Origin of the sequence: Polaromonas sp. JS666, from assembly GCF_000013865.1 — a bacterium.
In the GTDB taxonomy this organism is placed as follows: domain Bacteria; phylum Pseudomonadota; class Gammaproteobacteria; order Burkholderiales; family Burkholderiaceae_C; genus Polaromonas.
Genome location: NC_007948.1, coordinates 2,991,820 through 3,015,134, shown reverse-complemented (window position 1 = coordinate 3,015,134; position 23,315 = coordinate 2,991,820). Strand labels below are relative to the sequence as shown.

At 61.2% G+C, this 23,315-nt stretch carries 22 protein-coding genes; 6 read left to right on the top strand and 16 right to left on the bottom strand.

Going from position 1 to position 23,315, the window contains the following annotated elements; genetic code table 11:
- Positions 1-48: 48 nt before the first annotated feature.
- Both BPRO_RS14235 and BPRO_RS14230 read right to left on the bottom strand, forming a co-directional pair.
- Positions 49-912, bottom strand: a complete 864-nt coding sequence (locus BPRO_RS14235) for a class I SAM-dependent methyltransferase (protein ID WP_011483772.1) — start codon at positions 910-912, stop codon at positions 49-51.
- Positions 913-1,044: 132 nt separating this feature from the next.
- Positions 1,045-2,097: a quinone-dependent dihydroorotate dehydrogenase gene (locus tag BPRO_RS14230; protein WP_011483771.1), complete on the bottom strand. Its 1,053-nt coding sequence runs from the start codon at positions 2,095-2,097 to the stop codon at positions 1,045-1,047.
- Between the two features lie 109 nt (positions 2,098-2,206).
- On the opposite strand from BPRO_RS14230, the gene rpiA reads away from it, so the two are divergent.
- Entirely contained in the window at positions 2,207-2,890 is a 684-nt protein-coding gene (rpiA, locus tag BPRO_RS14225; RefSeq protein ID WP_041388835.1) for a ribose-5-phosphate isomerase RpiA, read from the top strand.
- A 36-nt stretch (positions 2,891-2,926) separates the two neighbouring features.
- On the opposite strand, the gene BPRO_RS14220 is transcribed toward rpiA, so the two are convergent.
- The 3 genes from BPRO_RS14220 to BPRO_RS14210 form a co-directional block, all read right to left on the bottom strand.
- Positions 2,927-3,592 carry a glutaredoxin family protein gene (locus BPRO_RS14220; protein WP_011483769.1) on the bottom strand — a complete coding sequence of 222 codons (666 nt, stop codon included), beginning with the start codon at positions 3,590-3,592 and terminating at the stop codon, positions 2,927-2,929.
- A gap of 54 nt (positions 3,593-3,646) precedes the next feature.
- Complete coding sequence (locus BPRO_RS14215) at positions 3,647-5,710, bottom strand: M3 family metallopeptidase (RefSeq protein WP_011483768.1); 2,064 nt, start codon at positions 5,708-5,710, stop codon at positions 3,647-3,649.
- A gap of 135 nt (positions 5,711-5,845) precedes the next feature.
- Entirely contained in the window at positions 5,846-6,319 is a 474-nt protein-coding gene (locus BPRO_RS14210) for a YhbY family RNA-binding protein (protein ID WP_011483767.1), read from the bottom strand.
- A 42-nt stretch (positions 6,320-6,361) separates the two neighbouring features.
- On the opposite strand from BPRO_RS14210, the gene BPRO_RS14205 reads away from it, so the two are divergent.
- The 4 genes from BPRO_RS14205 to glmM all read left to right on the top strand — a co-directional run bounded on the left by BPRO_RS14205 (position 6,362) and on the right by glmM (position 11,653).
- A complete protein-coding gene (locus BPRO_RS14205) occupies positions 6,362-7,105 on the top strand; it encodes an RlmE family RNA methyltransferase (RefSeq protein WP_011483766.1) in 744 nt (247 codons plus the stop codon).
- 155 nt (positions 7,106-7,260) lie between these two features.
- Positions 7,261-9,183, top strand: a complete 1,923-nt coding sequence (gene ftsH, locus BPRO_RS14200) for an ATP-dependent zinc metalloprotease FtsH (protein WP_011483765.1) — start codon at positions 7,261-7,263, stop codon at positions 9,181-9,183.
- A gap of 118 nt (positions 9,184-9,301) precedes the next feature.
- On the top strand, positions 9,302-10,156 hold the full coding sequence (folP, locus tag BPRO_RS14195) for a dihydropteroate synthase (protein WP_041389828.1): 855 nt from the start codon (positions 9,302-9,304) through the stop codon (positions 10,154-10,156).
- A gap of 165 nt (positions 10,157-10,321) precedes the next feature.
- Positions 10,322-11,653 carry a phosphoglucosamine mutase gene (gene glmM / locus BPRO_RS14190; protein ID WP_011483763.1) on the top strand — a complete coding sequence of 444 codons (1,332 nt, stop codon included), beginning with the start codon at positions 10,322-10,324 and terminating at the stop codon, positions 11,651-11,653.
- An 18-nt stretch (positions 11,654-11,671) separates the two neighbouring features.
- Here glmM and BPRO_RS14185 read toward each other — a convergent pair whose 3' ends face one another.
- Both BPRO_RS14185 and BPRO_RS14180 read right to left on the bottom strand, forming a co-directional pair.
- A complete protein-coding gene (locus BPRO_RS14185; protein WP_198140933.1) occupies positions 11,672-12,643 on the bottom strand; it encodes a tripartite tricarboxylate transporter substrate binding protein in 972 nt (323 codons plus the stop codon).
- Between the two features lie 50 nt (positions 12,644-12,693).
- Positions 12,694-13,904 (bottom strand): IS3 family transposase gene (locus BPRO_RS14180; protein ID WP_369794575.1). Its coding sequence is split into 2 segments (ribosomal slippage): positions 12,694-13,628 and positions 13,628-13,904, totalling 1,212 coding nucleotides; the frame shifts between segments, so codons are not numbered across the junction.
- Between the two features lie 35 nt (positions 13,905-13,939).
- Between BPRO_RS14180 and BPRO_RS14170 the strand changes: the two genes are divergently transcribed.
- Positions 13,940-14,251, top strand: coding sequence for a DUF1330 domain-containing protein (locus BPRO_RS14170; protein WP_011483759.1), 312 nt, complete (start codon positions 13,940-13,942; stop codon positions 14,249-14,251).
- Positions 14,252-14,589: 338 nt separating this feature from the next.
- Here BPRO_RS14170 and BPRO_RS14165 read toward each other — a convergent pair whose 3' ends face one another.
- The 9 genes from BPRO_RS14165 to BPRO_RS14125 form a co-directional block, all read right to left on the bottom strand.
- Entirely contained in the window at positions 14,590-15,657 is a 1,068-nt protein-coding gene (locus tag BPRO_RS14165; protein WP_011483758.1) for an IS110 family transposase, read from the bottom strand.
- Positions 15,658-15,785: 128 nt separating this feature from the next.
- On the bottom strand, positions 15,786-15,992 hold the full coding sequence (locus BPRO_RS30140) for a hypothetical protein (protein WP_198140932.1): 207 nt from the start codon (positions 15,990-15,992) through the stop codon (positions 15,786-15,788).
- A gap of 85 nt (positions 15,993-16,077) precedes the next feature.
- Positions 16,078-17,526 (bottom strand): aldehyde dehydrogenase family protein, encoded by a 1,449-nt coding sequence (locus BPRO_RS14155; RefSeq protein WP_011483757.1) that lies wholly within the window; start codon positions 17,524-17,526, stop codon positions 16,078-16,080.
- 4 nt (positions 17,527-17,530) lie between these two features.
- Entirely contained in the window at positions 17,531-18,475 is a 945-nt protein-coding gene (locus BPRO_RS14150; RefSeq protein WP_011483756.1) for an amidohydrolase family protein, read from the bottom strand.
- Between the two features lie 37 nt (positions 18,476-18,512).
- Positions 18,513-19,457 (bottom strand): YncE family protein, encoded by a 945-nt coding sequence (locus tag BPRO_RS14145; RefSeq protein ID WP_011483755.1) that lies wholly within the window; start codon positions 19,455-19,457, stop codon positions 18,513-18,515.
- 29 nt (positions 19,458-19,486) lie between these two features.
- Complete coding sequence (locus tag BPRO_RS14140) at positions 19,487-20,455, bottom strand: TRAP transporter substrate-binding protein (protein WP_041388833.1); 969 nt, start codon at positions 20,453-20,455, stop codon at positions 19,487-19,489.
- Between the two features lie 52 nt (positions 20,456-20,507).
- Positions 20,508-21,785 carry a TRAP transporter large permease subunit gene (locus tag BPRO_RS14135; RefSeq protein WP_011483753.1) on the bottom strand — a complete coding sequence of 426 codons (1,278 nt, stop codon included), beginning with the start codon at positions 21,783-21,785 and terminating at the stop codon, positions 20,508-20,510.
- A 15-nt stretch (positions 21,786-21,800) separates the two neighbouring features.
- Positions 21,801-22,292 (bottom strand): TRAP transporter small permease, encoded by a 492-nt coding sequence (locus BPRO_RS14130; RefSeq protein ID WP_232291408.1) that lies wholly within the window; start codon positions 22,290-22,292, stop codon positions 21,801-21,803.
- A gap of 33 nt (positions 22,293-22,325) precedes the next feature.
- Positions 22,326-23,309, bottom strand: a complete 984-nt coding sequence (locus BPRO_RS14125; protein ID WP_011483751.1) for a TRAP transporter substrate-binding protein — start codon at positions 23,307-23,309, stop codon at positions 22,326-22,328.
- Positions 23,310-23,315: the final 6 nt, after the last annotated feature.

The following is a 23,315-nucleotide window of genomic DNA, read 5'->3' as shown; positions in this document are numbered from 1 at the left end:
GCCGCCTTCGGGCGGCTTTTTTACGTCTATCCCGAGCTGGCCGACAGATCAACTGGACAGCCGGGTTCCACGGGCCACCAGCAGCTCATTTGGCCCTTCCCAGCCGCCTGGTGACTGAAATGCACCAAGCCTGCTTTCCATCTCCGCCCAAGCGGCGTCCTGCGCTTCCTGGTTCAGGTTGCCCAGAATCTGCACGATCGGTGACGCCGAAGTGCGGATGAAAGTCAAATAATCCCGCGTCGAGGGCAGGCGGAAGGGCGCGGAGACCCGGGTGGTTGCCACGTCTGTAAATCCCGCAGCGAGGAACAACTCATCAAGCAGGCCCGGCTTGCCCAGGCTCATCAAGCTTCCTGGTTGGTAGGGATCGCGCGGCGGCAGGCCTGCATGCTTGAGTGCCGTTGACATCAGGATGCCGATGCAGGGGTTGTATTGCGGCTCCGAGAACACCAGTACCGATGCACTCCCGCCGGGTTTCAGGGCGCGGTGAGCCTGCTGCAGCGCCAGCAAGGGGTTTGGGCAGAACATGAGGCCGAGCCGGGACACGGCAGCATCGAAGCTCGCAGCATCGACATCCAGATTTTCGGCATCGCAGACGCTGGTCTCCACGTTCAGCAAGCCGGCATGGCGCGCATTGTTTTTTGCGAATTCCAAAATTCCTGCGGAAATGTCGGTGGCCAGCACATAACCACCGGGCCCAACCCGCCGGGCGATGTCCAGCGTCTGGTCCCCTGCGCCTGCGGCGATGTCCAGTACCCGCATACCGACTGTGATGCGGGCCGCATCGAGCATGGCCGGGGTTGCCTCGGCGAGCCAGTCATGGATATGCTGTGTTTGATCGTTCCACCCGCTGGCAGACTTGTCCCAAGCTTGCCTGGTAGCTGTCTTGAACTGTTCCGGGTTCAGTGTGCTCATGAAGTATCCCTTGGGAAAATCGCACCGTAGGCAGTTTGATTCCAAACAGGTGCAAACGCAAGCGATCCCTCTGACACCTCAATGCGCAGCTCCAATGCGCGACTTCAAGACACGGCTCACAAACGTGTGGGGTCAACGATTCTTTTTGATCGCAAGTGCCGCTTCGTTCACCAGTTCCGGGCCTTTGTAGATGAGGCCGGTGTAAATCTGCACCACGTCCGCACCGGCCCTGATTTTGGAGACGGCATCCTGTCCGCTCATCACACCGCCAACGCCAATGATGGGAAAGCCTGCACCGAGCGCGGCACGCAGCTGGCGGATGACGCGGTTGCTGGCTTCGAGTACGGGGGCGCCGCTTAGTCCACCGGCCTCTTCGGCGTGACGCAGCCCTTTGACCGCATCGCGGCTCAGCGTGGTGTTGGTGGCAACCACGCCGTCCATGGCATGGCGCTTCAGCGTGGCGGCAATCACGTCGACCTGGGCTTCGTCAAGGTCGGGGGCGATCTTCACAAAAATTGGCACGCGTTTGCCATGTTGTCTGGCGAGGGATTCGCGCCGCTCGGCAATCCGGCCCAGTAATGCGTCGAGGGCTTCGTCGCTTTGCAGCGCGCGCAGGTTTTTGGTGTTGGGGCTGGAGATGTTGACGGTGACGTAGTCGGCATGGGGGTATACGCCATCCAGGCAGGTCAGGTAGTCATCCACCGCGTTTTCAATCGGCGTGACGGCGTTTTTGCCGATGTTCAGGCCCAGGATCAGCGGGTTGGGCGTGTTCTGCCTGCGAACGCGGGACTGCTGCACGTTGGCTAAAAAGGCGTCCAGCCCGTCATTGTTGAAGCCCAGGCGATTGATCAGCGCATTGGCCTCGGGCAAGCGGAACATGCGTGGCTTGGGGTTGCCGGGCTGCCCCTTGGGCGTGACGGTGCCGACTTCGACAAAGCCAAACCCCATGGCCGCCAAGCCATCGATGCAGCGGGCATTCTTGTCAAGTCCGGCTGCCAGGCCCACGCGGTTGGCAAACTTCAGGCCGGCCAGCGCGATCGGGTCGTTCACGCGGCTGGAGCACCATGCCAGCGACAGCGGGGTGCCTTGGGTGCGTGCCAGCGAGGCCATGGTCAGCTCGTGGGCCGTTTCAGGGTCGAGCCCAAATAAAAAGGGACGGGCCAGGGCATAGGGGAGCAGGGACATTGGATAATTCGACTTGATTTGAAGCTACTTGCTGTGAGTTGACCGGGCGTGGCCCGGACATCGGCTCCGATTGTCGCAAAAACCAACCTCTCATCCTTACAAGCCCAACATGACTCAAGACGAACTCAAAGCCCTGGTCGGCCAGGCCGCCCTGCCATACGTGGAACCCGGCAGCATTGTCGGCGTGGGCACCGGCTCCACTGTCAACAAATTCATAGATGCACTGGCAACGATGAAGGACCGCATTGCCGGCGCGGTCTCCAGTTCGGTGGCGTCTACCGAACGTCTGCAGGCCATCGGCATCAAGGTGTTTGATGCCACTGAGGTGGATGAGCTGGCCGTGTACATCGACGGAGCCGACGAGATCGACCACGCGGGCTACATGATCAAGGGTGGTGGCGCAGCGCTCACGCGCGAAAAAATCGTGGCGGCCCAGTCACGCAAATTTGTCTGTATTGCCGACGAGTCCAAACTGGTGCAAACGCTGGGCAGCTTTCCCTTGCCGGTGGAGGTGATTCCGATGGCCGCCAGGCGCATTGCTCGCCAGTTTGCCGCGCTGGGCGGTACGGCGACCTTGCGGTCTAAAGGTGGAGCGGAGAGCGGCGAACCGCTGGTGACCGACAACGGCCAGCATATTCTGGACGTGACGGGCCTGAAGATCACCGACCCCTTGGGGTTTGAGTCCCAGGTAAACCAGTGGCCAGGGGTTGTTACGGTGGGGGTGTTTGCCTTCCAGAAGGCTCATGTGTGCCTGCTGGGGGCGTCGGACGGTGTCAGGACCCTGGTGTTTTAACCGCGGTTTTTGGCCCGAGGTGGCAAGCCAGCGTGCTTAAAACTTGATGCCGGCCGGATTATCGTTCGGCTGGGTTGCTGCGGGAGCCGGGATTGGGCGTTCCACGAATGCAGGGTTTCCGCCGCCCGCCGGCGCGGGAGGCGCGGTCGCCACGCTTACCAGGGGCGTAGGCGCCGGACGACGATAGCTGGAAGGCAAGACCGACGACGGCGGGTAGCCGGCTGCGTTCAGGAACTGTGTCCACTCGGAGTCGGAAAACCCCTTCAGTTGCTGGCTTCCGATGGTTGCGAATGGCAGCGATGCAGCACCGCTCAAACGCTGCAGCGCCTGAATATCCTCATTGGTGGTGACCGTTTTTTCGGTGAAGGGAATGCCGCGGCTGGTCAACATGGAGCGGGCAGCGCCGCAGGGACTGCAGTTCTCGCCTGAATACAGCGTGACCGGATATTTGGTGGCAACCTGCCTCAACTCGAAGGGCAGGCCCGTCGGAGCGGCGCTTCCACCCGGACTGGTGTTGGCGCCGCTGACTTTGGCGTTGCTGGAGGCGGGTGGTGGCTGGTCGGAAAAGGTCACTTTGCCGTCAGGCCCCACGATGCGGTACACCTGCTGGGCTTGTGACAGGGGTGAAAAAAGACTGCCTGCGGCGAGTGCCAGGGCCAGGAGAGCGTTGGGCATCAAGGATTTGGCAGCATTGAGTCTCATGTTTTCCCCGTTGGTCGCAAGTACAAGTTTTTCAGTCCAGAGCTTATAACGTTTCTAACCCATGCCTTGATGACGCAGCAATGCGTCAATGGAAGGTTCCCGGCCCCTGAAGGCCTTGAACGATTCCATGGCTGGGCGGCTTCCGCCGGCTTCCAGAATGGCCTCGCGGTATTTTCTACCCGTTTGCACCGTCACTGTCGTTGTGCCTGCGGCCTCGCCCGCGCTTGAGGCTTGCGCCGCGGCCGCGGTCTCTTCAAAAGCAGCATAAGCGTCAGCCGACAGCACCTCGGCCCATTTGTAACTGTAATAACCCGCTGCATAGCCACCCGAAAAAATATGACTGAAGGTGTGTGCGGTACGGCTGTAGAGCGGAGCCGGAATCACAGCCACTTCCCTGCGCACTTCATTGAGCAGGTCCATCAGGTTGTCCGAAGGGTTGTGCGCGGTGTGCAGGAGCATGTCGAACAGCGAAAACTCGACCTGGCGCAGCGTCTGCATCCCGCTCTGGAAGTTCTTGGCCGCCAGCATTTTTTCAAACAGCGCGCGAGGCAGGGGGTCGCCCGTTTCGACATGGGATGTCATGTGTTTGAGCACATCCCACTCCCAGCAGAAGTTTTCCATGAACTGGCTGGGCAACTCCACCGCATCCCATTCAACACCGCTGATGCCCGAAACGTCACGCTCGTTGACCTGCGTGAGCATGTGGTGCAGGCCATGGCCGAATTCGTGGAACAGCGTGGTTGCGTCGTCATGGGTCAGCAGGGCAGGCTTGCCGCCCACGCCGTCGGCAAAATTGCAGACCAGATGCGCCACGGGGGTTTGCAGCTTGCCGTTGTCGGGGCGCAGCCAGCGTGCGCGCACATCGTCCATCCAGGCCCCGCCGCGCTTGCCGGTGCGGGCCGGCTGGTCCAGGTAGAACTGGCCTACCAGCTGGCCGTTGCGTTCAATGCGATAAAACGCCACGCCGGGTGTCCAGACAGGTGCGGAATCCTTGCGGAGAGTCACTTCAAAGAGGGTCTCGACTATCTTGAACAGGCCCGCCAGCACCTTGGGGGCAGTGAAATACTGTTTGACTTCCTGCTCGCTGAAGGCATAGCGGGCTTCCTTGAGCTTTTCGCCAATGTAGGCGAAGTCCCAGGATTGGGGATCGCTCAGGCTCAACGTTTCGGCCGCAAATGCGCGCAGGTCGGCGACGTCTTTTTCGGCATACGGGCGGGCGCGCCGGGCCAGGTCACGCAGGAAACCGATGACCTCATCGGGGGATTTGGCCATCTTGGGCACGATCGACACTTCGCCGAAATTCCGGTAACCCAGCAACTGGGCTTCCTCGAGGCGGAGCGCAAGAATTTCGCGCATGACGGCGCTGTTGTCAAACCGGGCGAATTCCGCTGGCGCCTGGTCGCTGGCGCGGGTGGTGTAGGCCCTGTAGAGAGTTTCACGCAGCGCGCTGCTGTGGGCAAACTGCATGACGGGCAGGTAGCTCGGCATCTTCAGGCTGAGGCGGTAGCCGGGCTTGCCCTCGGCCTCGGCCTGCGCGCGGGCGGTCTGCAGCACGTCGGCAGGAATGCCGGCCACTTCATCCGCGCTGGCGTAGTAGGCGAAGGCGTCGGTGGCGTCCAGTGCGTTTTCGCTGAATTTCTGGCTCAGTTCGGCCTGGCGTTCCTGGATTTTGGCAAAGCGTTCCTTGGCGGCACCGGTGAGCTCTGCGCCCGACAGCACAAAGTTGCGGATGGCGTTTTTGTGGGCCTGACGCTGCTCGGCGTTGAGCGTGGCCACATCAATGGCCTTGTATTTGGCGTAAAGGCGTTCATCGGCACCCAGGCGTGTCCAGAATTCGGTCACGCGCGGCAGGGCAGCGTTGTAGGCGGCGCGCAACTCGGGCGTGTCGGCCACGCTGTTTAGGTGGCTCACCGCCCCCCAGGCGCGGCCCAGGTTCTCGGTGGCCACGTCCAGCACACGGGCAATGCCGGTCCAGGAGGCCGGGAAGCCGGGCGCTGTCACCTCCTCCAGCGCGGCATCCGCCTTGACCAGCAATTCGTCAACCGCTGGGCCCACATGCTCGGGCAGGATACGGTCAAACAGCGGGAGGTCGGAGAAGTCGAGCAGGGGATTGGTCATGGTGTCTAACTGTGGGCGAAAGCTTTAAATCTAAAGGGCTCGCCAGGTCCGCGCAACAGGAATGTCGCTATCGTGGCGATTGCGCCTGCTGTTTCTGCGCGGTGGCGTACCCCCGCACCACTGGCGACCGGCGGGCTAGTCCTGCGAACTTTTCTTGATGCTGCGCTGCTTGGGCTTGGCGCGTTTGACGGTGCCGCCCGGCGTCAGGCGCTGGTTGCCGAGCACGCGCAGGGTTTTCACCTCGGGCCGCTGGCCATAACGCGAGCTGTTTTTCAGCACTTTGATGTCGCGCGGGCCCGGCATGCGGTCTTCGTTGACCTTTTTTTCTTTTTCCGGCATGGGCCGCCACAACACCAGCAGCTTGCCGATGTGCTGGATAGGCGCGGCATTGAGTTCGTTCGCCAGGGTTTGAAAGATTTCTTCGCGGCCGGCGCGGTCATCGGACTGCACCCTTACCTTGATGAGCCCGTGCGCATTCAGCGCCGCATCAGTTTCTTTCTGAACGGCAGGGGTCAGCCCGTCGGAGCCGATCATGACGACCGCGTTGAGATGATGGGCCTCGGCGCGGTGTTCTTTGCGCTGGGCGGGGGTAAGTTGAATTTGAGCCATGCCTCAATTATCGGTGGAGTCCACAGGAGGACAATAGCCAGCATGAAAGTAAATCCCAAGAACAGCCCCAAGGACAACCTCAAAGACAGCCCAAAGGTGAGCGCCAGGGGCAAAAAGGTGAACAAAGCGTGGTTGCATGACCACATCAATGATCCTTACGTGAAACTGGCCCAAAAAGAGGGCTACCGCGCCCGGGCCGCCTACAAACTCAAGGAAATTGACGAAACCCTGGGCCTGATCAAGCCGGGTGATTGCGTGGTGGACCTGGGCAGCACGCCCGGCGCCTGGAGCCAGTATGTGCGGCGCAAGCTGTCGCCCACGGGCGCTGCGGCGGGAGAACTGAATGGCCGCATCATCGGCCTGGACATGCTGCCGATGGAGCCCATCGAGGGGGTGGCGTTCATCCAGGGCGATTTTCGGGAGCCCGAAGTGCTGCAGAAACTGGAGCAGGCTTTGGCGACGGACAAGGGTCAGGTCAAGGTTGACCTGGTTATTTCGGACATGGCCCCGAATCTTTCGGGCATTGAATCGGCGGATGCCGCACGCATTGTCCACCTGGTCGAGCTGGCGGTGGAATTTGCCCAGAACCGGATGAAACCGGACGGCACGCTGGTGGTCAAACTGTTTCACGGCAGCGGCTATGACGAGCTGGTCAAACTGTTCCGGGCCACCTTCAAGGTGGTCAAACCCATGAAGCCCAAAGCCTCGCGTTCCAATTCTTCCGAAACCTTTTTGGTCGGCAAGGGGCTGAAAAAGCGGGCGGAAACAGTGCCCGAACTGGCCTGAAAGCCGCTCGGAAGTGCCAAAAGTCACTTAAAACCGCTTCAAACCAAGGGGCGTACTCCGGTTAATGTCGTTTTTGTCCTTGAAACGCCTAAAATCAGGCGCATCTGCCATCTCATCGGCTTTGGGTTCTTTCGGCCCTTTCATCGGAGTAGTCCTTGAACAATCAGTGGTTTTCAAAAATTGCAATCTGGCTGGTGATCGCCATGGTGCTGTTCACCGTTTTCAAGCAATTTGATACACGTGGTGGCGCAGGCTCCAATTACCTGGGTTATTCCGAGTTTCTGGAAGAAGTGCGCAGCAAGCGCATCAAGACCGCGACCATTGCAGAAGGTCAGGGCGGCACCGAGATTTCCGCCACGACGACCGACGACCGCAAGGTGCGCACCACGGCAACCTATCTGGACCGTGGCCTGGTGGGCGACCTGATCGCCAACGACGTGAAATTTGACGTCAAACCCCGCGAAGAAGGCTCCCTGCTCATGACGTTGCTGGTCAGCTGGGGCCCGATGCTGCTGCTGATTGGTGTCTGGGTGTACTTCATGCGGCAAATGCAGGGCGGCGGCAAGGGTGGTGCGTTCAGCTTTGGCAAGTCCAAGGCCCGCATGCTCGACGAGTCCACCAATCCCGTGACCTTTGCCGATGTGGCCGGCTGCGACGAAGCCAAGGAAGAGGTCAAGGAAGTCGTTGATTTCCTGAAAGATCCGCAAAAATTCCAGAAGCTGGGTGGCCGCATTCCGCGCGGGTTGCTGCTGGTCGGCCCTCCGGGGACCGGTAAAACCCTGCTCGCCAAAGGCATTGCCGGTGAAGCCAAAGTACCGTTTTTCTCGATTTCCGGCTCTGATTTCGTCGAAATGTTCGTCGGCGTGGGCGCGGCCCGCGTGCGCGACATGTTCGAGAATGCCAAAAAAAACGCCCCCTGCATCATCTTCATCGATGAAATCGACGCGGTCGGCCGCCAGCGCGGCGCCGGTCTGGGCGGCGGTAACGACGAACGCGAGCAGACGCTGAATCAGATGCTGGTCGAGATGGACGGCTTTGAAACCAATGTGGGCGTGATCGTGGTGGCCGCCACCAACCGCCCCGACATTCTGGATGCCGCCTTGCTGCGCCCCGGCCGTTTTGACCGCCAGGTGTATGTCACGCTGCCCGATATCCGTGGTCGCGAGCAGATCCTGAATGTGCACATGCGCAAGGTCCCGCTTGGCCAGGACGTGAACGCCAGCGTGATTGCCCGCGGCACCCCCGGCATGTCGGGTGCCGACCTGGCCAACCTCTGCAATGAAGCCGCCCTCATGGCGGCGCGCCGCAATGCGCGCACTGTGGAAATGCAGGACTTCGAAAAAGCCAAAGACAAAATCCTGATGGGCCCTGAGCGCAAGAGCATGGTGATGCCCGAAGAAGAGCGTCGCAACACCGCGTACCACGAGTCCGGTCACGCGCTGCTCGGCAAGCTGCTGCCTAAGTGTGATCCGGTGCACAAGGTCACCATCATTCCACGTGGCCGCGCGCTGGGCGTGACCATGAGCCTGCCGGCACAAGACCGCTACAGCTATGACCGCGAGTACATGCTCAGCCAGATCAGCATGCTGTTTGGCGGCCGTATTGCCGAAGAAGTCTTCATGAACCAGATGACAACCGGCGCGAGCAACGACTTCGAACGCGCCACCGCGCTGGCCCGCGATATGGTCACGCGCTACGGCATGACCGAGGCCCTGGGCCCCATGGTGTATGCCGAGAACGAAGGCGAAGTGTTTTTGGGCCGCTCGGTCACCAAGACGAACAATATGAGTGAAGCAACCTTGCAAAAGGTCGACGGCGAAGTGCGCCGCATCATTGACCAGCAATACGCCCAGGCGCGCAAGCTGATCGAAGACAACAAGGACAAGATACACGCCATGGCCAAAGCCCTGCTCGAGTGGGAAACCATCGACGGCGAGCAGCTTGATGACATCATTGCCGGCAAGGAGCCGCGTCCTCCCAAAGACTGGACGCCACGCAACTCCTCCGTGGGCGGCGGCGGTGGCCCCAGCGGCGGTACTCCGGCGGTGAGCACGGATCCCGCGCCCACGGTGGCCTGATGGTCTGCTGAAGACAGTCCGTAAAAATTATGACAACCGGGGCTAGTCCCCGGTTTTTTCTTTGTTGCGGGCATTGCGCCGCAACAGCCTCATGGACCATTTTCAGGAAAGCTGCTTCGTGATTTGGCAAACCTCCCGCTTTCAAATTGATGTGTCGCAGCCGCGCGTGATGGGCATCGTCAATGTCACGCCCGACTCGTTTTCCGATGGCGGCAAGTACTTCACGCCAAGCGGCGGTTTTTCGGGGGTGTTCGCGCATTGCGAGCAGTTGATCCGCGACGGTGCCGACTTGCTCGACATTGGTGGCGAATCAACTCGCCCGGGCGCGCCGCCGGTGCCGCTGCAGGAAGAGCTAGCGCGCGTGTTGCCGGTGGTTCGCCACGCGGCTACCCTCGGCGTACCGCTTTCGGTAGATACCTACAAGCCCGAAGTCATGCAGGCGGTGCTGGATTTGGGTGCCGACATCATCAACGACATCTGGGCCCTGCGCCAGCCGGGCGCCAGGCAGATCGTGGCCGGTCACCCGAGTTGCGGAGTCTGCCTGATGCACATGCATCGCGAGCCGCAAACCATGCAGATGGCCCCCATGGAAGGGGATGTGGTGCCTCAGGTGCTGTCGTTTCTGGTGGGTGCCGCAGGTGATCTGCAAGCTGCCGGCGTTGACAGGGCCCGTATCGTGCTCGACGCGGGAGTCGGGTTTGGTAAAACCGTGGCACAGAATTTCTCGCTGCTGGCGCACCAGCGTGAGTTCCTTGCGGCTGGCTATCCGCTGCTGGCTGCGTGGTCGCGCAAATCGTCACTGGCGGCTGTGAGCGGCACCTCGCCAGCCGACGCCCCCCTGGCCATTGAAGACCGCCTGGTGCCTAGCGTGGCGGCGGCCTTGCTGGCCGTGGAGCGTGGTGCCCGGGTGGTACGCGTTCACGACGTGCGCGAAACCGTTCAGGCCCTCAAAGTCTGGGCGGCTGCAAGTTAAAAGCCTGGGGCAATAAATTCCTCCTGCGCTGCTGTCGCGATCGGGAGCTTTTCCGCTGGGGAGGGTTTCAAAACACTCTCGTATTTCGACGAGGCAAGCCGCCAGTCCTGCAAACTTAAAATAGAGTCACACCTGCTGTAAAACCAGGTTTACCGGAAACAACACATGACCAGAAAATACTTCGGCACCGACGGCATCCGCGGCACGGTGGGCCAGCCGCCCATCACGCCAGACTTCGTGCTGCGGCTTGCACATGCGGTGGGCCGGGTGCTCCGCCGGGTGGAGTCTCGCCCGACCGTACTGATCGGCAAGGACACCCGGATTTCCGGCTACATGCTCGAAAGTGCGCTGGAGTCCGGTTTCAATTCCGCCGGCGTCGACGTGGTGCTGCTCGGGCCTTTGCCTACGCCGGGCGTGGCCTACCTCACGCGGGCCCAGCGCGCCAGCCTGGGCGTGGTCATCAGTGCCAGCCACAATGCCTACCCTGACAACGGCATCAAGTTTTTCAGCGCCCAGGGTACCAAGCTCAGCGACGAGTGGGAACTGGCCGTGGAGGCCGCGCTTGAGGAGCCGCCGGTCTGGGTGGATTCGGCCACGCTGGGCAAGGCGCGCCGCCTGGACGACGCGGCGGGGCGCTACATCGAGTTTTGCAAGAGCACGTTTGCCCATGACCTGACGCTCAAGGGCTTGAAGATCGTGGTGGATGGCGCCCACGGCGCGGCCTATCACATTGCGCCCAAGGTGTTTCATGAACTGGGTGCCGAAGTGATCGCCATCGGCTGTGCGCCGGATGGCCTGAACATCAACCACGAGGTCGGCGCTACCCACCCTGAAGCGCTGATCACGGCAGTCAAGGCCAACCAGGCCGATTACGGCATTGCACTCGATGGCGATGCCGACCGCCTGCAGATGGTGGACGCTGACGGACGGCTTTTCAACGGCGATGAAGTGCTGTTCCTGATGGTCAGCGAGCGACTGGCGCGCGGCGAGAAAGTGCCTGGCACTGTCGGCACCCTGATGACCAACATGGCCGTGGAGCTGGCCCTGAAAAGCAGGGGGGTTGAATTTGTGCGCGCCAAGGTGGGCGACCGCTATGTGCTGGAGGAACTGGAAAAGCGCGGCTGGTTGCTGGGCGGTGAAGGATCCGGCCATTTGCTGGCCCTGGACAAACACACCACCGGCGATGGCCTGATCAGCGCGCTGCAGGTGCTGCAGGCCTGTGTGCGCAGCGGCAAGACCATTGCCCAGTTGCTGGGCGATGTGGTGCTCTTCCCCCAGACGCTGGTCAATGTGCGGCTCAAGCCCGGGCAGGACTGGAAAGCCAGCGAGAAACTGGCGCTGGAGACCAAAGCCGTGGAGGCTGAGCTGGGCGACACCGGCCGCTTGCTGATCCGTGCTAGCGGCACCGAGCCGCTGCTAAGGGTGATGGTTGAAGCGCGCGACGCCCGGCAGGCCAAGGCCTGTGCCGAGCGTGTGGCCGATACGGTGCGCTCCTGACAAGCGCTTGTGTCGCGTTTACTTCTGGATGACCAGCTTCGCCAGCACCTTCTTCAGTGACTCGCGGTCCCTCTCGATCGATGCCTTGAAGGGCGCTGCATCGAGATAAGCCTCACCCAGGTTGGCCTTGACCAGCGTCTCTTTGTAAGCCGCGTCGCTCGCCGTGCTGCGCGCTGCATTCTTCAACACATCCACCACGTCTGGCGGCGTATTTTTGGGCACGGCAAGACCACGCCACACGCCGATGGTGAGGTCGATCTTCCTTTCCTTGAGCGTCGGCGAATCGGCAAACACGCCGCCCAGCCGCTGTTCGGACATCACCGCCAGCGTGCGCAATTTGCCGCTCTGCACGTGCGACATCACCTCGCCGGGGCTGACGGAGACGGCGTCCACGTGGCCACCCAGCAGGCTGAGAATGGCCGGCGACGCGCCCTGGAACGGCACATGATTGAACTGGGTGCCGGTTCGGTCCTCAAAAGCGGCGGCTGCCACATGCCAGATGTCGCCGACACCGCCGTTGCCAACCTGCATCGCGCCCGGCCGCTTTTTGGCGTCGGCAATGAATTCCTCAATCGTCTTCCAGGGAGCATCGGCCCGCACCGTGATCGCCGAGGGGTCGTAGTTCAGGCGAGCGATCGGAATGAAATCATCGCTGGTCAGCTTCATGAGGTTCAGCGCCGGCAGGATCACCAGGTTGACGCTGACTACGGCGACCTTGTAGCCGTCAGGTTTTGCATTGGCCACATCGCCGAAGCCGATCGCGCTGGCGGCGCCGGGCTTGTTGATCACGACGTTAGGCGTCACACAGCATAAGTACGTGCCTTCAGGCACACTGCCAAGCACCGGCACGTCGAAACAGTCGGCGTTCGCGGTACTCCCTACCTCCAACGAACCAAAGGAAAACACGTGAACGCTAACCTCAAGCTCATTGGCGCCATGCTCGCCGGCGTTGCCATCTGTGCAGTTGGCATCGAGAGTAGTCGAGCTCAAAGCAAGCCTCCTGACCTTGCCCCTGTTGTCCGCACTCCATAGGCTGCCCATTATGCGGACTTTCTTTCTTGCTGCTGGGCCGCGATCCAGCGTTGCTCAAACGTCATCGGGCTGACATAGCCCAGCGTCGAGTGCAATCTTTTGTGGTTGTAGAAATTGATCCAGTCCATCACCTCGTCCATGGCCTGGCGCCGTGTGGCAAACCTTCTGCCATATAGCCTGCCGACCTTCAGGCGCCCCCACAGGCTCTCGGTGGGCGCGTTGTCCCAGCAGTCACCCTTGCGGCTCATTGAGGACTTCATCTCGTAGCCCTGCAGGGCCTGCTGGAACTCATGGCCGCAATACTGGCTGCCCCGATCCGAATGAAAGATCAGGCCCGGTGCAGGGCGGCGGCGAAACCACGCCATGCGCAACGCATCCGTCACCACGCTGGCCTGCATGTGTTCCCTCATGCTCCAGCCCACCACTTGGCGGCTGAACAGGTCGATCACTGCTGTCAAGTACAGCCAGCCCTCATCGGTGGCGATGTAAGTGATGTCGCTGCTCCACACTTGGTTCGGCGCCTCAGGCGCGAAGTTGCGCTGCAGCAGGTTCGGCGCAATGGGCAGGTCGTGTTTGCTGTCGGTGGTGACGACAAATTTCCTCTTGCCCCTGGCCTTGATGCCGTGGCGCTGCATCAGCTTGCGCACACGCTCCTTGCCCACCCGAACGCCCCGGGCCAGCAGTTCCTTCCACACCTTGGGCCAGCCATATTCCTGCTTGACCTCGGCATGGATGGCCTTGATGTGAACCAGCAGGGCTTCGTCGCTGATGCGCTTGTTCGCTCCCGGCCGGCTGGGCTTGCTCGCATCCTTGCGCCGCCAGTGCTCGAAGTAGCCGCTGGCGCTCACGCCGAGCGCCTCGCATGCCACCGTCACCGGCCAGCTCGTCTTGTGTTTCGCAATCCAGGCGTACTTCACAGCGATTCCTTGGCGAAGTACGCTGTGGCCTTTTTTAAAATGTCGCGCTCCATGCGCAGCCGCGCGTTCTCCGCTCGCAGCCGCGCCAGCTCCATTTGCTCAGGCGACACAGGCTTGTCGCCTGCGCCCTTGAGCTGGCCTTTCTCGCTCAGGCGCACCCAGTTGCCCAGCGTCTGCACCGGCACGCCCAGCACCCTGGCCGTCACCGGCACGGCCTGCCCGCCCTTGACCAGCCGCACCGCCTCCAGCTTGAATTCCAGGGTGTATTTGCCCCTGGCCTGTCCGTCTTTCCTCTTGCTCATTCCTCATCTCCAATTGCTGAATTTTCACATCAGCTATGGAGTACGTTTTTTGGGGACAAGATCATCCCGGTTACCTGGTCGTCGAGTTTCAAGTCACTGACCCGGTCGGTTGGAAAACGTATGTCGATGCCGCTCGCGCTCTTCCAACCAGCGGCACGTTCATCGTGCGTGCCACCAAGGGCGTTCCGCTCGCCGGGGACCCCCCAAAGACCATCACCCTCATCAAGTTCCCCAGCGTCGACGACGCGTTGGCCTTCGACACATCTCCAGCCTACGTGGCGCTCAAGGCTGGCCGCGACAAGTCGTCGAACTGGCGCTCCTATGTGGTTGAAGGCCTTCCGAACTAGTGCCAACTGACGCCTAACCCTTTACTGGGACTTCCCACGAAGTCAAGTAGCGGTCGCGATATTTTTTCCTTGGTGACGGTATTTTCCTGCACTGGCGTGAAGTGAAGCGGCGGTGAAACGAGGAACAGACTGCACATCTACTGTCGGCCTTGTTGCACTGGTTTTTCAGTGCGGACCCAGATACGAACCGCTCAGCGGGGCTCCATTCCGATCCCGTGGTCATTGCCAATGGAATGCCACAAAGGGTTAGTCGAGCTTGCCCGCTGCCGGTCTGACCTGTCTACTGCATCTTCGAACTCACGTCTTGCAGGGAAACGAACAATTTTTCTGGGGCGGCGTTACACAGCTGCGGCAGCCATCCCTGGCTTCACACTCACATGGCGCGCATCAAATGGTTTGCCCCGCACGAACACCGCCCACAGAATGCGTGCATTCTTGTTGGCCAGGGCCACAGCCGCCTTTTGCCAGCCTGACTTCTCGCGCAGTTGGTGCAACCATTTTGAAATCGGGTCATCCCGCCGGTGCGCCGTCATCACCGCCGACTTGGCCCCTTGAATCAGCAGCATGCGCAAGTACATGTCGCCGCGCTTGGTGATGGCACCGAGATTGTTTTTGCCACCGCTGGAGTTTTGCCGTGGCGTCAACCCCAGCCAGGCGCCGAACTGCGCGCCGTTGCGAAACTGTTTGAAGTCGCCCACCGTGGCCACCACCGCAGAGGCTGTGACAGGCCCTACACCCATGAGCTGTTCCGCCTGGCGTACCTGCTCATTGACTTTGAGGTGGGCGGCGATGCGCTCGTCGCACCAGGCCAGATGGGCATCGAGTTCCTGCCACTGCGCCCAGGCGCGTTGCAGCGCCAGGCGTGCCAGGGTGCCCAGTTCGTTGCAGGCATCTTCGATCACGTCGGGCAAAGCTTGACGCAAGACAGCGGGCTTTTGCGCGAACACCAGACCGAACTCGGCCAGCAGACCGCGAATCCGGTTGACGCAGGCAGTGCGCTCGGCCTTGAAGCCCTCGCGCAGGCGATGGATGCACAGCATGCTTTGCTGCTCCACGCTCTTGACGGGCACGAAATGCATTTGCGGGCGCGAGGCGGCTTCGCAGATGGCGGCGGCGTCATTGGCGTCGTTCTTGCCAGACTTGCCCTGCAGCCGGTAGGGCGCCACCAGGTGGGCGGCGATGATGCGCGCATCCAGCCCCAATGCAACCAGCCGGCGAGCCCAGTGGTGGGCGCTGGAGCTGGCTTCCATGGCAACCAGGCAGCCTGCGGGCAATTGCGCACACCAGGCCATGAACTTGTCGCGGGCCAGCGCACGGCTGGTAACCCGTTGGCCGGCGGCATTGACGGCGTGAACCTGGATGACGCGCTTTGCCAGATCAACGCCAACTCGTGTAATCTCGCTCATGGGACTTCTCCTTCCAAAGGTTTCAGATTGACTTTCCAAAACCAATCTTGGCACTCGATGCCGTTACCCGGAAGTGGGAAGTCCCTTCGTATTCCGTTCCAGCGGACTGCCTACGGCAGCCGCTGAACTCAAACGATAGGTTGCGGGAAGTGCTTGCGCGCCGCATCGGCGAAGGCCCGCGCCATCACGTCAGTGCCGCCGCCGGCCGAGGCCGCAACGACCAGTTCGAGCGGACGGGTCGGGTAATCGGCGGCCAGCGCTGCCGAAGTGGCCAGTGGTAGCAGGGCAAGGGTCAAAGCGCGAGCCGTGCGAGCGAGTGTCAGGGGGATGTTCATGGTGTCTCCGTTATTAAAATTTGAGGGCAGAACAATTGGGACGCCCCCTGCGGTGGGACCAGTTCGCCGAGCGGGCACTGCTGCGTCAGGCCAGCGTGTAGGCGGTCTTGACGGTCGTGAAGAATTCCTGCGCATACCTGCCCTGCTCGCGCGGGCCATAGCTGGAGCCCTTGCGCCCGCCGAACGGCACGTGGTAGTCCACCCCGGCGGTGGGCAGGTTGACCATCACCATGCCGGCCTGGCTGTGGCGCTTGAAGTGCGTGGCGTACTTCAGCGACGTGGTGGCAATGCCCGCAGACAGGCCAAACGGCGTGTCGTTGGCGGCGGCCAGGGCGGCCTCGTAGTCCTTGACGCGGATGATGCTGGCGACCGGGCCAAAGATCTCCTCGCGGTTGATGCGCATGCCGGCCGTGCTTTCGCTGAACAGCGCCGGCGCCATGAAGTAACCCTCGGCGCCGCTGCCGGTGTGGCACGGCACGCGGTTGCCGCCGAATGCCAGCGTGGCGCCTTCGGCTTTGCCGATCGCGATGTAGCTCAGATCCTGCTCCAGCTGTGCCTGGGAGGACACGGGACCCATGTCGGTGCCAGTGGTCAGCGCATCGCCCACCTTGATCCGGGTCATGCGTTCCTGCAGGGCTTTGACAAAGGCCGGGTAAATACCGTCGGTCACGATGAGGCGGCTGGATGCCGTGCAGCGCTGGCCGGTCGAGTAAAACGCGCTCTGCGCGCTCAGTTCCACCGCCTGGGTGAGGTCCGCATCGTCCAGGATGACCTGCGGGTTTTTGCCGCCCATCTCAAGCTGCACCTTCTTGAGGTTCTTTGCGCAGGCTTCCGCAATGCGGCTGCCCACCCCGACCGAGCCGGTGAAGCTGATGGCGTTGATGCCGGGGTGGTTGACCAGCGCGTCGCCGATCACGCGTCCCGGCCCCATCACCAGGTTGAAGACACCCGCCGGAATGCCGGAGCGCGAAATGATCTCGGCCAGGGCCCACGCGCTGCCCGGCACCAGGTCGGCCGGCTTCAGGACCACGCAGTTGCCAAAGGCCAGCGCCGGTGCAACCTTCCAGGCCGGAATCGCAATCGGAAAATTCCAGGGCGTGATCAGGCCAACCACACCGACGGGCTCGCGGGTAATTTCCACGCCGATGCCGGGACGCACCGATGGAACGGTTTCACCCGACAGGCGCAGGCATTCACCGGCGAAAAACTTGAAGATCTGGCCGGCGCGGGTGGCTTCGCCAATGCCTTCCGGTTTCGTTTTGCCTTCTTCGCGCGAGAGCAGGGTGCCCAGCTCCTCGCGGCGCGCCAGAATCTCGGTGCCGATCCTGTCGAGCGCGTCCGAGCGGGCCTGGATGCCGGAGGTGGACCAGGCAGGGAAGGCCGCTTGCGCCGCCTGCACGGCCGCATCAAGGCCTGCAGCATCGGCTTGCGCGTACTCGCCGATGACGTCAGCGAGGTTGGATGGGTTCCGGTTGGCGCTGGTGCTGTTGCCGGCCAACCATTGGCCATTGATGAGGTTGTTGAAGTTGTTCATGGAGTCAGGTCTGGGCAGGTGGAAGATTGATACGGTAAAAGCGCAGCGCGTTACCGCTCATCACGGCCTGGCGCTGATCGGGTGCGAGCTTGTCCAGCATGCGCCACACAGCCTCTACCAGGGGTCGAAATCCGATGCGCAAGCTGGCCACCGGAAAGTTGCTGGCGAACATGCAGCGCTCCCAGCCGAAGATGGCCAGCGTGTCGCGCACTATGCGTGCATTGGACTGTTCATTCCAGGGCTGGTCGCGCAGGCCGAATTCGGACAGCTTCACATGCACGTTGGGCTGTCGTGCCAGCACTTCCATCCAGCCACGCCAGCGCTTGAGGCCTTCCTCGCTGCGGTCCCAGGCAAAGCCGTGGTGATTGAGCACCATGGGCACATCCGGGAACATCTGCGCCACCTGCGCAGCCTCGGGCAAATGCCAGGCCGGTACCCGCAGGTCCCAGCTCAGACCGTGTTTTCGCAGCAGTGAGAAGCCGCGCAACCAGGCTTCGTCCTGCATGGAGCCCGGTTGCCCGGCCACGCTTTGCGCTGGCGTTGCAGAAGTCACAGGCTTGCTGCGAATACCTCGCACCAGTGGATAGCGCAAATGGCTGAGCAGGTACTCTTCCGTATCTGGCCGGTCGAACCAGGCATGCGCCACCACCGCGTTAGGGATGCCGTGCGCGGCGTTCATGTCATGCAGCCAGGCGGTTTCTGCCACCTGCTCGCTGCGGTCGCGTTCGGCCTCTACGTGCACCGTCGCCAGCACCTGAACACCAGCGCTGGCGGCGCGGTAGTCCTTTGGCAAAAAGTCCTGGCGCAACGCGGCATAGTCGCCCAGAAAGAAGGTCTTTGGGTCATACGCCTGCTGCAACCAGGGATAGCGGCCCAGCGACAAGTCCCACAGATGATGGTGGGCGTCCACAACGGAGATGACATTTCTGGATGCGGGCGAGGGGTTCATTGGGGGTACCCGGCTTCTTTATGAGGTGGGGCGAACGTCAGTGTTGCCACACGTAGGAAGAATCCGGTTCGCGCAGGGTCTTGATCTCCTGTTCGAACTCGAAACTGTCGAGGTTGAGGCGGCGCACCGTCTCGTCCTGGAACGAGATGTAGACCGCACGGTCCATCGGATGAAAGGACAGGGCCAGCGGGTTGCTGGGCAGGGCGAAGCAGCGCTGCTCCTGCAGATTGGTGCCGAAGATGGACAGCGACTGCTCGCCCGAATTGGTGGTGAGCAACAGGTCCTGGCCCTGCGCACCGCGGAATCGGTAGACCCGGTTCGGGTCGCGCCGCGTCTTGCCCGACGCAACGACTTTCATGCTGGCCGTGTCGACGGCGACGATGGTGTCGTCGCCCCGGTTGGCTACATACAGCAGCGACTCATCCGCTGACAGCACATTGCCCTCGGGCACCGGGCCCGGCACCATGGCCACCGGTGTGAAGGTCGGGTCGTGCGGCTTGATTTTGGTGACCGTGTTCGACAGCAGGTTCAGCGCATAGGCTGTCTGTGCATCTTTCGTCAATGCAAACAAATGGGTCTTGTAGCCGCCGGAGGGCACGGCCAGGTCGGGTACATGACGGTTGATCGGGTCGGAGAATCGCAGCAGCGTGTTGTGTGCCTCCGACATCACGTACAGACGGCCTTCGGCATCTACCGTCAGGCCGTGCGGGCGGTAAAAGGGCCAGATATTCAGCGTTGCCACATGCTCTTGCTTGTCAAGATCGATCACGAAGACCGAGTGCCCGCCCACGTCGCCCAGGTGGCTGGCGGTCTCGATGCCGTAGTGGCCCACATAGGCACGCCGGCGCACCGGGTCTACCGTGAACTCGTGCGGAAAGTTGGGCAGCACGATGTGTTTTTTAGCCTGACCGGTGGCCAGGTCGTAAAAGCTGAAGGTGTGGGCGCATTTCTGCACCAGGAGCAAGGTTTCGCGGGATGACATGGCAAACTTTCGTGAGATTCGTTGATGGATTATTTGTTTTGGGCCAGCTCGGGTAAGCCGAGCCTGCGGGAGAAATAGTTTGCGCTCTGCTTGGTGGCCAGCAGGCGGAACGGCCTGGAGTCCACCGACTCCAGCACGTTCACACCCTGACGCCTGAGGTCGGCCAGAATGGTTTTTTCGTTCTTTGCATTCAGCTCCCGCTGGAAATTGCGACCGGCCACGGCCGCTTCCATCAGCGCTTTTTGTTGCACCGCGGTCAGCGATTCGAAGCGGCCCGCGTTGATCGCTACCATCAACGCCGTGTAGGCATGCCGCGTCATCGTGACGTACTTTTGCACTTCATAGAGCCTGGAGCTGTAGGTGATGGGCAGCGGATGGTCCTGTGCATCGAGCTTGCCGGCCCGTATGGCTTCGTAGACCTCACCCAGCGGCATGGCCACGGTCTGTGCCCCCAGGGCCTTGAAAAACTCGTGTTGTTCAGGGTTGCCCACCACACGCAGCCGGAGTCCCTTCAGGTCATCGGGCGTTTTCACAAACCCTTTGTTGCTGGTGATGATGCGAAAGCCCACTTCCCAGAAGGCCAGACCCTTGATGCCTTTGGCCAGTGGCTCATTGAGCAGTGACTGGCCATAGAATTTCGAGTCCAGCTCCCCGTAGGCCCGCTGCGGCGTGTCGAATGAATAGGGCAGGTCGATCTCGACCAGCCGCGGCGCCAGTGGCACGAAATTGGGGCTGCCGGCCATCACCATGTCCAGTGCGCCCTTTTGCGTGTCGGCAATTGCCTTGGCATCGTTGCCCAGCTGGCTTTCTGGGTAAACGTCAATGCGTAGCGCGCCCTGCGTTTTTTCCTTCACGACCTCGGCCATCCTGAGTGCCGCCAGGTGTTGGCTGGAACTCAGAGATCCTGCGTGGCTGAGGCGCAAGATGGTCTGGGCAGACACCGTGAGGCTGCAAAACCCCAGCAGTGAGCACAGCGCGAGGCGATGGACGGTGCGCATGGTGATTCCTGGCATGAAGGGGTGGAAGGGGTTGGAAGCACTCGCCGGGTGTTCAGCGGAACCAGGCCGCCGGCCCCGTGATGAGTTGCGGGAACAACACGAACAGAAACAGCAAAACCGTTTGCGCCAGCAGGAAGGGCCAGACGCTCTTGATGACTTTGTCGAGGTTGACCCTGGCGACGCCTGCCACCACATTGAGTACCGTTCCCACGGGGGGTGTCAGCAAACCAATCGCGTTGTTGATGATGAACATCACGCCGAAATAGACAGGGTCAATACCCGCTTGCCTGACCACCGGCATCAAAATGGGCGTCAAGATCAAGACGGTGGGCATGAAGTCCAGCGCGGTGCCCACCACAATGACCAGCAGCATCATCACCAGCATGAGCAGCCTGGGGCTGTCCATGAACGGCTGCAGCAACGCAACGGCCTGTGCTGGAATGTCGGCGATGGTGATGAGCCAGGCAGAGACCAGTGCGGTAGCCACCAAAAACATGATGGTGCTGGAGGTCTTGGCGGCGGCTAGCATTAGTTCGGGCAGCTCTGCCAGTTTGAGCTCGCCATAGACAAACAGGCCAACCCCGAGGGAATACACCACCGCAACCACGGCCGCTTCGGTTGGCGTGAACACACCAAATTTCATGCCGCCGATGATGACGATGGGCAATGCCAGCGCCCAGGTGCCACTTACGATGGCGCTGGCCACTTTGGCCAGGCTGAACTCGCCGCCGTTGACCAGCGGCTCCTTCTTGGCCAAAAACCACCACGTGATCCCGAGGGCCACGCCCATCATCACACCTGGAACAATGCCCGCCATGAAAAGTTTGGTGATGGACACCTGCGCGGCTACTCCAAAGACCACAAAGCCAATCGAGGGCGGAATGATGGGCGCAATGATGCCGCCAGAGGCAATGAGGCCTGCAGCACGCGGCACGTTGTAGCCCGCCTTGCGCATCATGGGTATCAGCAGCGCGGCCAAAGCGGCCGTATCAGCGACCGCAGAGCCAGAGATACTGGCCATCACGACCGCCGCAATGATGGCGGTGTAACCCAGCCCGCCCCGAACATGGCCGACCAGCGCGTTGGCTACATCAACGATTCGCCGGGACAGGCCACCAGCGTTCATCAGCTCGCCGGCGAGCATGAAGAACGGCACAGCCATCAACGGGTAGTTGTTGGCGCCTTCGAGCAGGTTTTGCGCCAGGATTTGTGTGTCAAAACTGTTCAGGTGCACCATCAGGGCGACGCCGCACACCAGCAGGGAAAAGGCAATGGGAACGCCCAGCGTCATGGCTCCCATCAGGGATGTCAAAAAGATTGCAATGGTCATGAAGGTCTTTCGCGTTTACTCGCCGCCGTCGCCGCTATGGGGAACGAGCTCTTCTCTGGGCATCCGTCCCGTGACTTGCCGCCAAAGCGACCAGAGCAGGACCAGAGCCATGCCGACGCTGCTGATGAACAGGCTCATGTAGATCAGGCCCAAAGGGATATCGGTCACAGGGGCCCGGTTATCCATGCCAAGCACCACCTGTTTCCAGGTGCCGTGGGCCAGCAGGGCACAGCATGTAAATGTCAGGCTGTCGGCCAAAAAACGGCAGATACGCTGGCCTTTCTCGCCCAGGCGGTCTATCAGGCTTGTCATGCCCAAATGAGCGTTTTCCTTCATCACCACCAGCGCGCCTATCAGGGTGAGCCACATGAAAACAAAGCGCGAGACCTCTTCAGAAAATACGATGCCGGAGTTAAACCCGTAGCGCAAAACCACGTTGCCGAAAATCAGGACGACCATCGTTCCAAGCAGGACGATGAGCAACCAGTCCACGGCGCGGGTGAACATTTTGACTGCCATAAAGCATTAACGATTGGCTGCTTACTTGACGGCTTCGACTGCGACAAGCAGGTCGGGCCCGTTTTTGGCGGTGTAAGTTTTTCGTACTTCTTCGCCCACCACGGCTTTGAAGGGGGTCGGGTCAAAGGTCTCGATCACGTTCATGCCGTTTTTGCGGAGATCGGCAATGATTCCTGCCTCGTTTTTCTGGTTCATGGTGCGCTGGAAAAGCTTTGCATCGGCGGCCGATGACAGCAGCACCTTTTGCAGGTCCGGGCTGAGCGCGTCAAATTTGGTTTTGCTGAAGACAACAGGCATCGCGGTAAAGGCGTGCCGGGTCAGGGTGAGATGCTTTTGCACTTCGTAAAACTTGGCCGCGTAGGTGATATCGACCGGGTGTTCCTGTGCATCCACCGCACCCGATTCAAGCGCCTGGTACAACTCGCCCAAAGGCATCGGAACCGGGTTGGTGCCGAGCAGTTTCCAGGCTTGCAGGTGAATCGGGTTAGGCATGGTGCGAATCTTCAAACCCTTGACATCGGCCGGTGTCTTGACCGGGCGGGTTTTGGTCGTGATGGAGCGAAAGCCGACTTCCCAAAATGCCAGTTGCTTCAATCCATTGCCTTCCAGCTCTTTCATCAGGCCCTGACCGACCACACCGTCCACCGTGGCATAGGCATGGGCCGGGTTACGAAATAAAAATGGAATGTCGAGCACCTCGAAATGCGAGGCCATGCCCGAGAAGTTGCCGCTGCCTGCCATCATCATGTCGATGGTGCCGCCGCGCACAGCGCCTAAAACGGTCGAGTCATTACCCAACTGGCTGCCCGGGTAGACCTGAATCTCCAATTGCCCCTTGCTGCGGTCTTTGACCAGCTTGGCAAATTCCAGCGCTGCCAGGTGTTGCGACGCAGTTTCCGGCCCGGCATGGGCAAAGCGGATTTTGGTGGTTTGCGCGTTGGTGCTCAGGGTGGATGCAAGCACAGCCACAGACAGGGCGAGTTTGAGAAAGGAACGGGTTTTCATGATTTG

Coding starts and splice junctions, on each gene's coding strand:
- BPRO_RS14135 (WP_011483753.1), bottom strand. CDS start 21,785: ATGACCATTGCAATCTTTTTGACATCCCTGATGGGAGCCATGACGCTG.
- BPRO_RS14210 (WP_011483767.1), bottom strand. CDS start 6,319: ATGGCTCAAATTCAACTTACCCCCGCCCAGCGCAAAGAACACCGCGCC.
- BPRO_RS14220 (WP_011483769.1), bottom strand. CDS start 3,592: ATGAGACTCAATGCTGCCAAATCCTTGATGCCCAACGCTCTCCTGGCC.
- BPRO_RS14140 (WP_041388833.1), bottom strand. CDS start 20,455: ATGCGCACCGTCCATCGCCTCGCGCTGTGCTCACTGCTGGGGTTTTGC.
- BPRO_RS14205 (WP_011483766.1), top strand. CDS start 6,362: ATGAAAGTAAATCCCAAGAACAGCCCCAAGGACAACCTCAAAGACAGC.
- BPRO_RS14235 (WP_011483772.1), bottom strand. CDS start 912: ATGAGCACACTGAACCCGGAACAGTTCAAGACAGCTACCAGGCAAGCT.
- BPRO_RS14150 (WP_011483756.1), bottom strand. CDS start 18,475: ATGAACCCCTCGCCCGCATCCAGAAATGTCATCTCCGTTGTGGACGCC.
- BPRO_RS14165 (WP_011483758.1), bottom strand. CDS start 15,657: ATGAGCGAGATTACACGAGTTGGCGTTGATCTGGCAAAGCGCGTCATC.
- glmM (WP_011483763.1), top strand. CDS start 10,322: ATGACCAGAAAATACTTCGGCACCGACGGCATCCGCGGCACGGTGGGC.
- BPRO_RS14125 (WP_011483751.1), bottom strand. CDS start 23,309: ATGAAAACCCGTTCCTTTCTCAAACTCGCCCTGTCTGTGGCTGTGCTT.
- BPRO_RS14170 (WP_011483759.1), top strand. CDS start 13,940: ATGGAGTACGTTTTTTGGGGACAAGATCATCCCGGTTACCTGGTCGTC.
- BPRO_RS30140 (WP_198140932.1), bottom strand. CDS start 15,992: ATGAACATCCCCCTGACACTCGCTCGCACGGCTCGCGCTTTGACCCTT.
- BPRO_RS14155 (WP_011483757.1), bottom strand. CDS start 17,526: ATGAACAACTTCAACAACCTCATCAATGGCCAATGGTTGGCCGGCAAC.
- BPRO_RS14230 (WP_011483771.1), bottom strand. CDS start 2,097: ATGTCCCTGCTCCCCTATGCCCTGGCCCGTCCCTTTTTATTTGGGCTC.
- BPRO_RS14145 (WP_011483755.1), bottom strand. CDS start 19,457: ATGTCATCCCGCGAAACCTTGCTCCTGGTGCAGAAATGCGCCCACACC.
- BPRO_RS14130 (WP_232291408.1), bottom strand. CDS start 22,292: ATGTTCACCCGCGCCGTGGACTGGTTGCTCATCGTCCTGCTTGGAACG.
- BPRO_RS14215 (WP_011483768.1), bottom strand. CDS start 5,710: ATGACCAATCCCCTGCTCGACTTCTCCGACCTCCCGCTGTTTGACCGT.
- rpiA (WP_041388835.1), top strand. CDS start 2,207: ATGACTCAAGACGAACTCAAAGCCCTGGTCGGCCAGGCCGCCCTGCCA.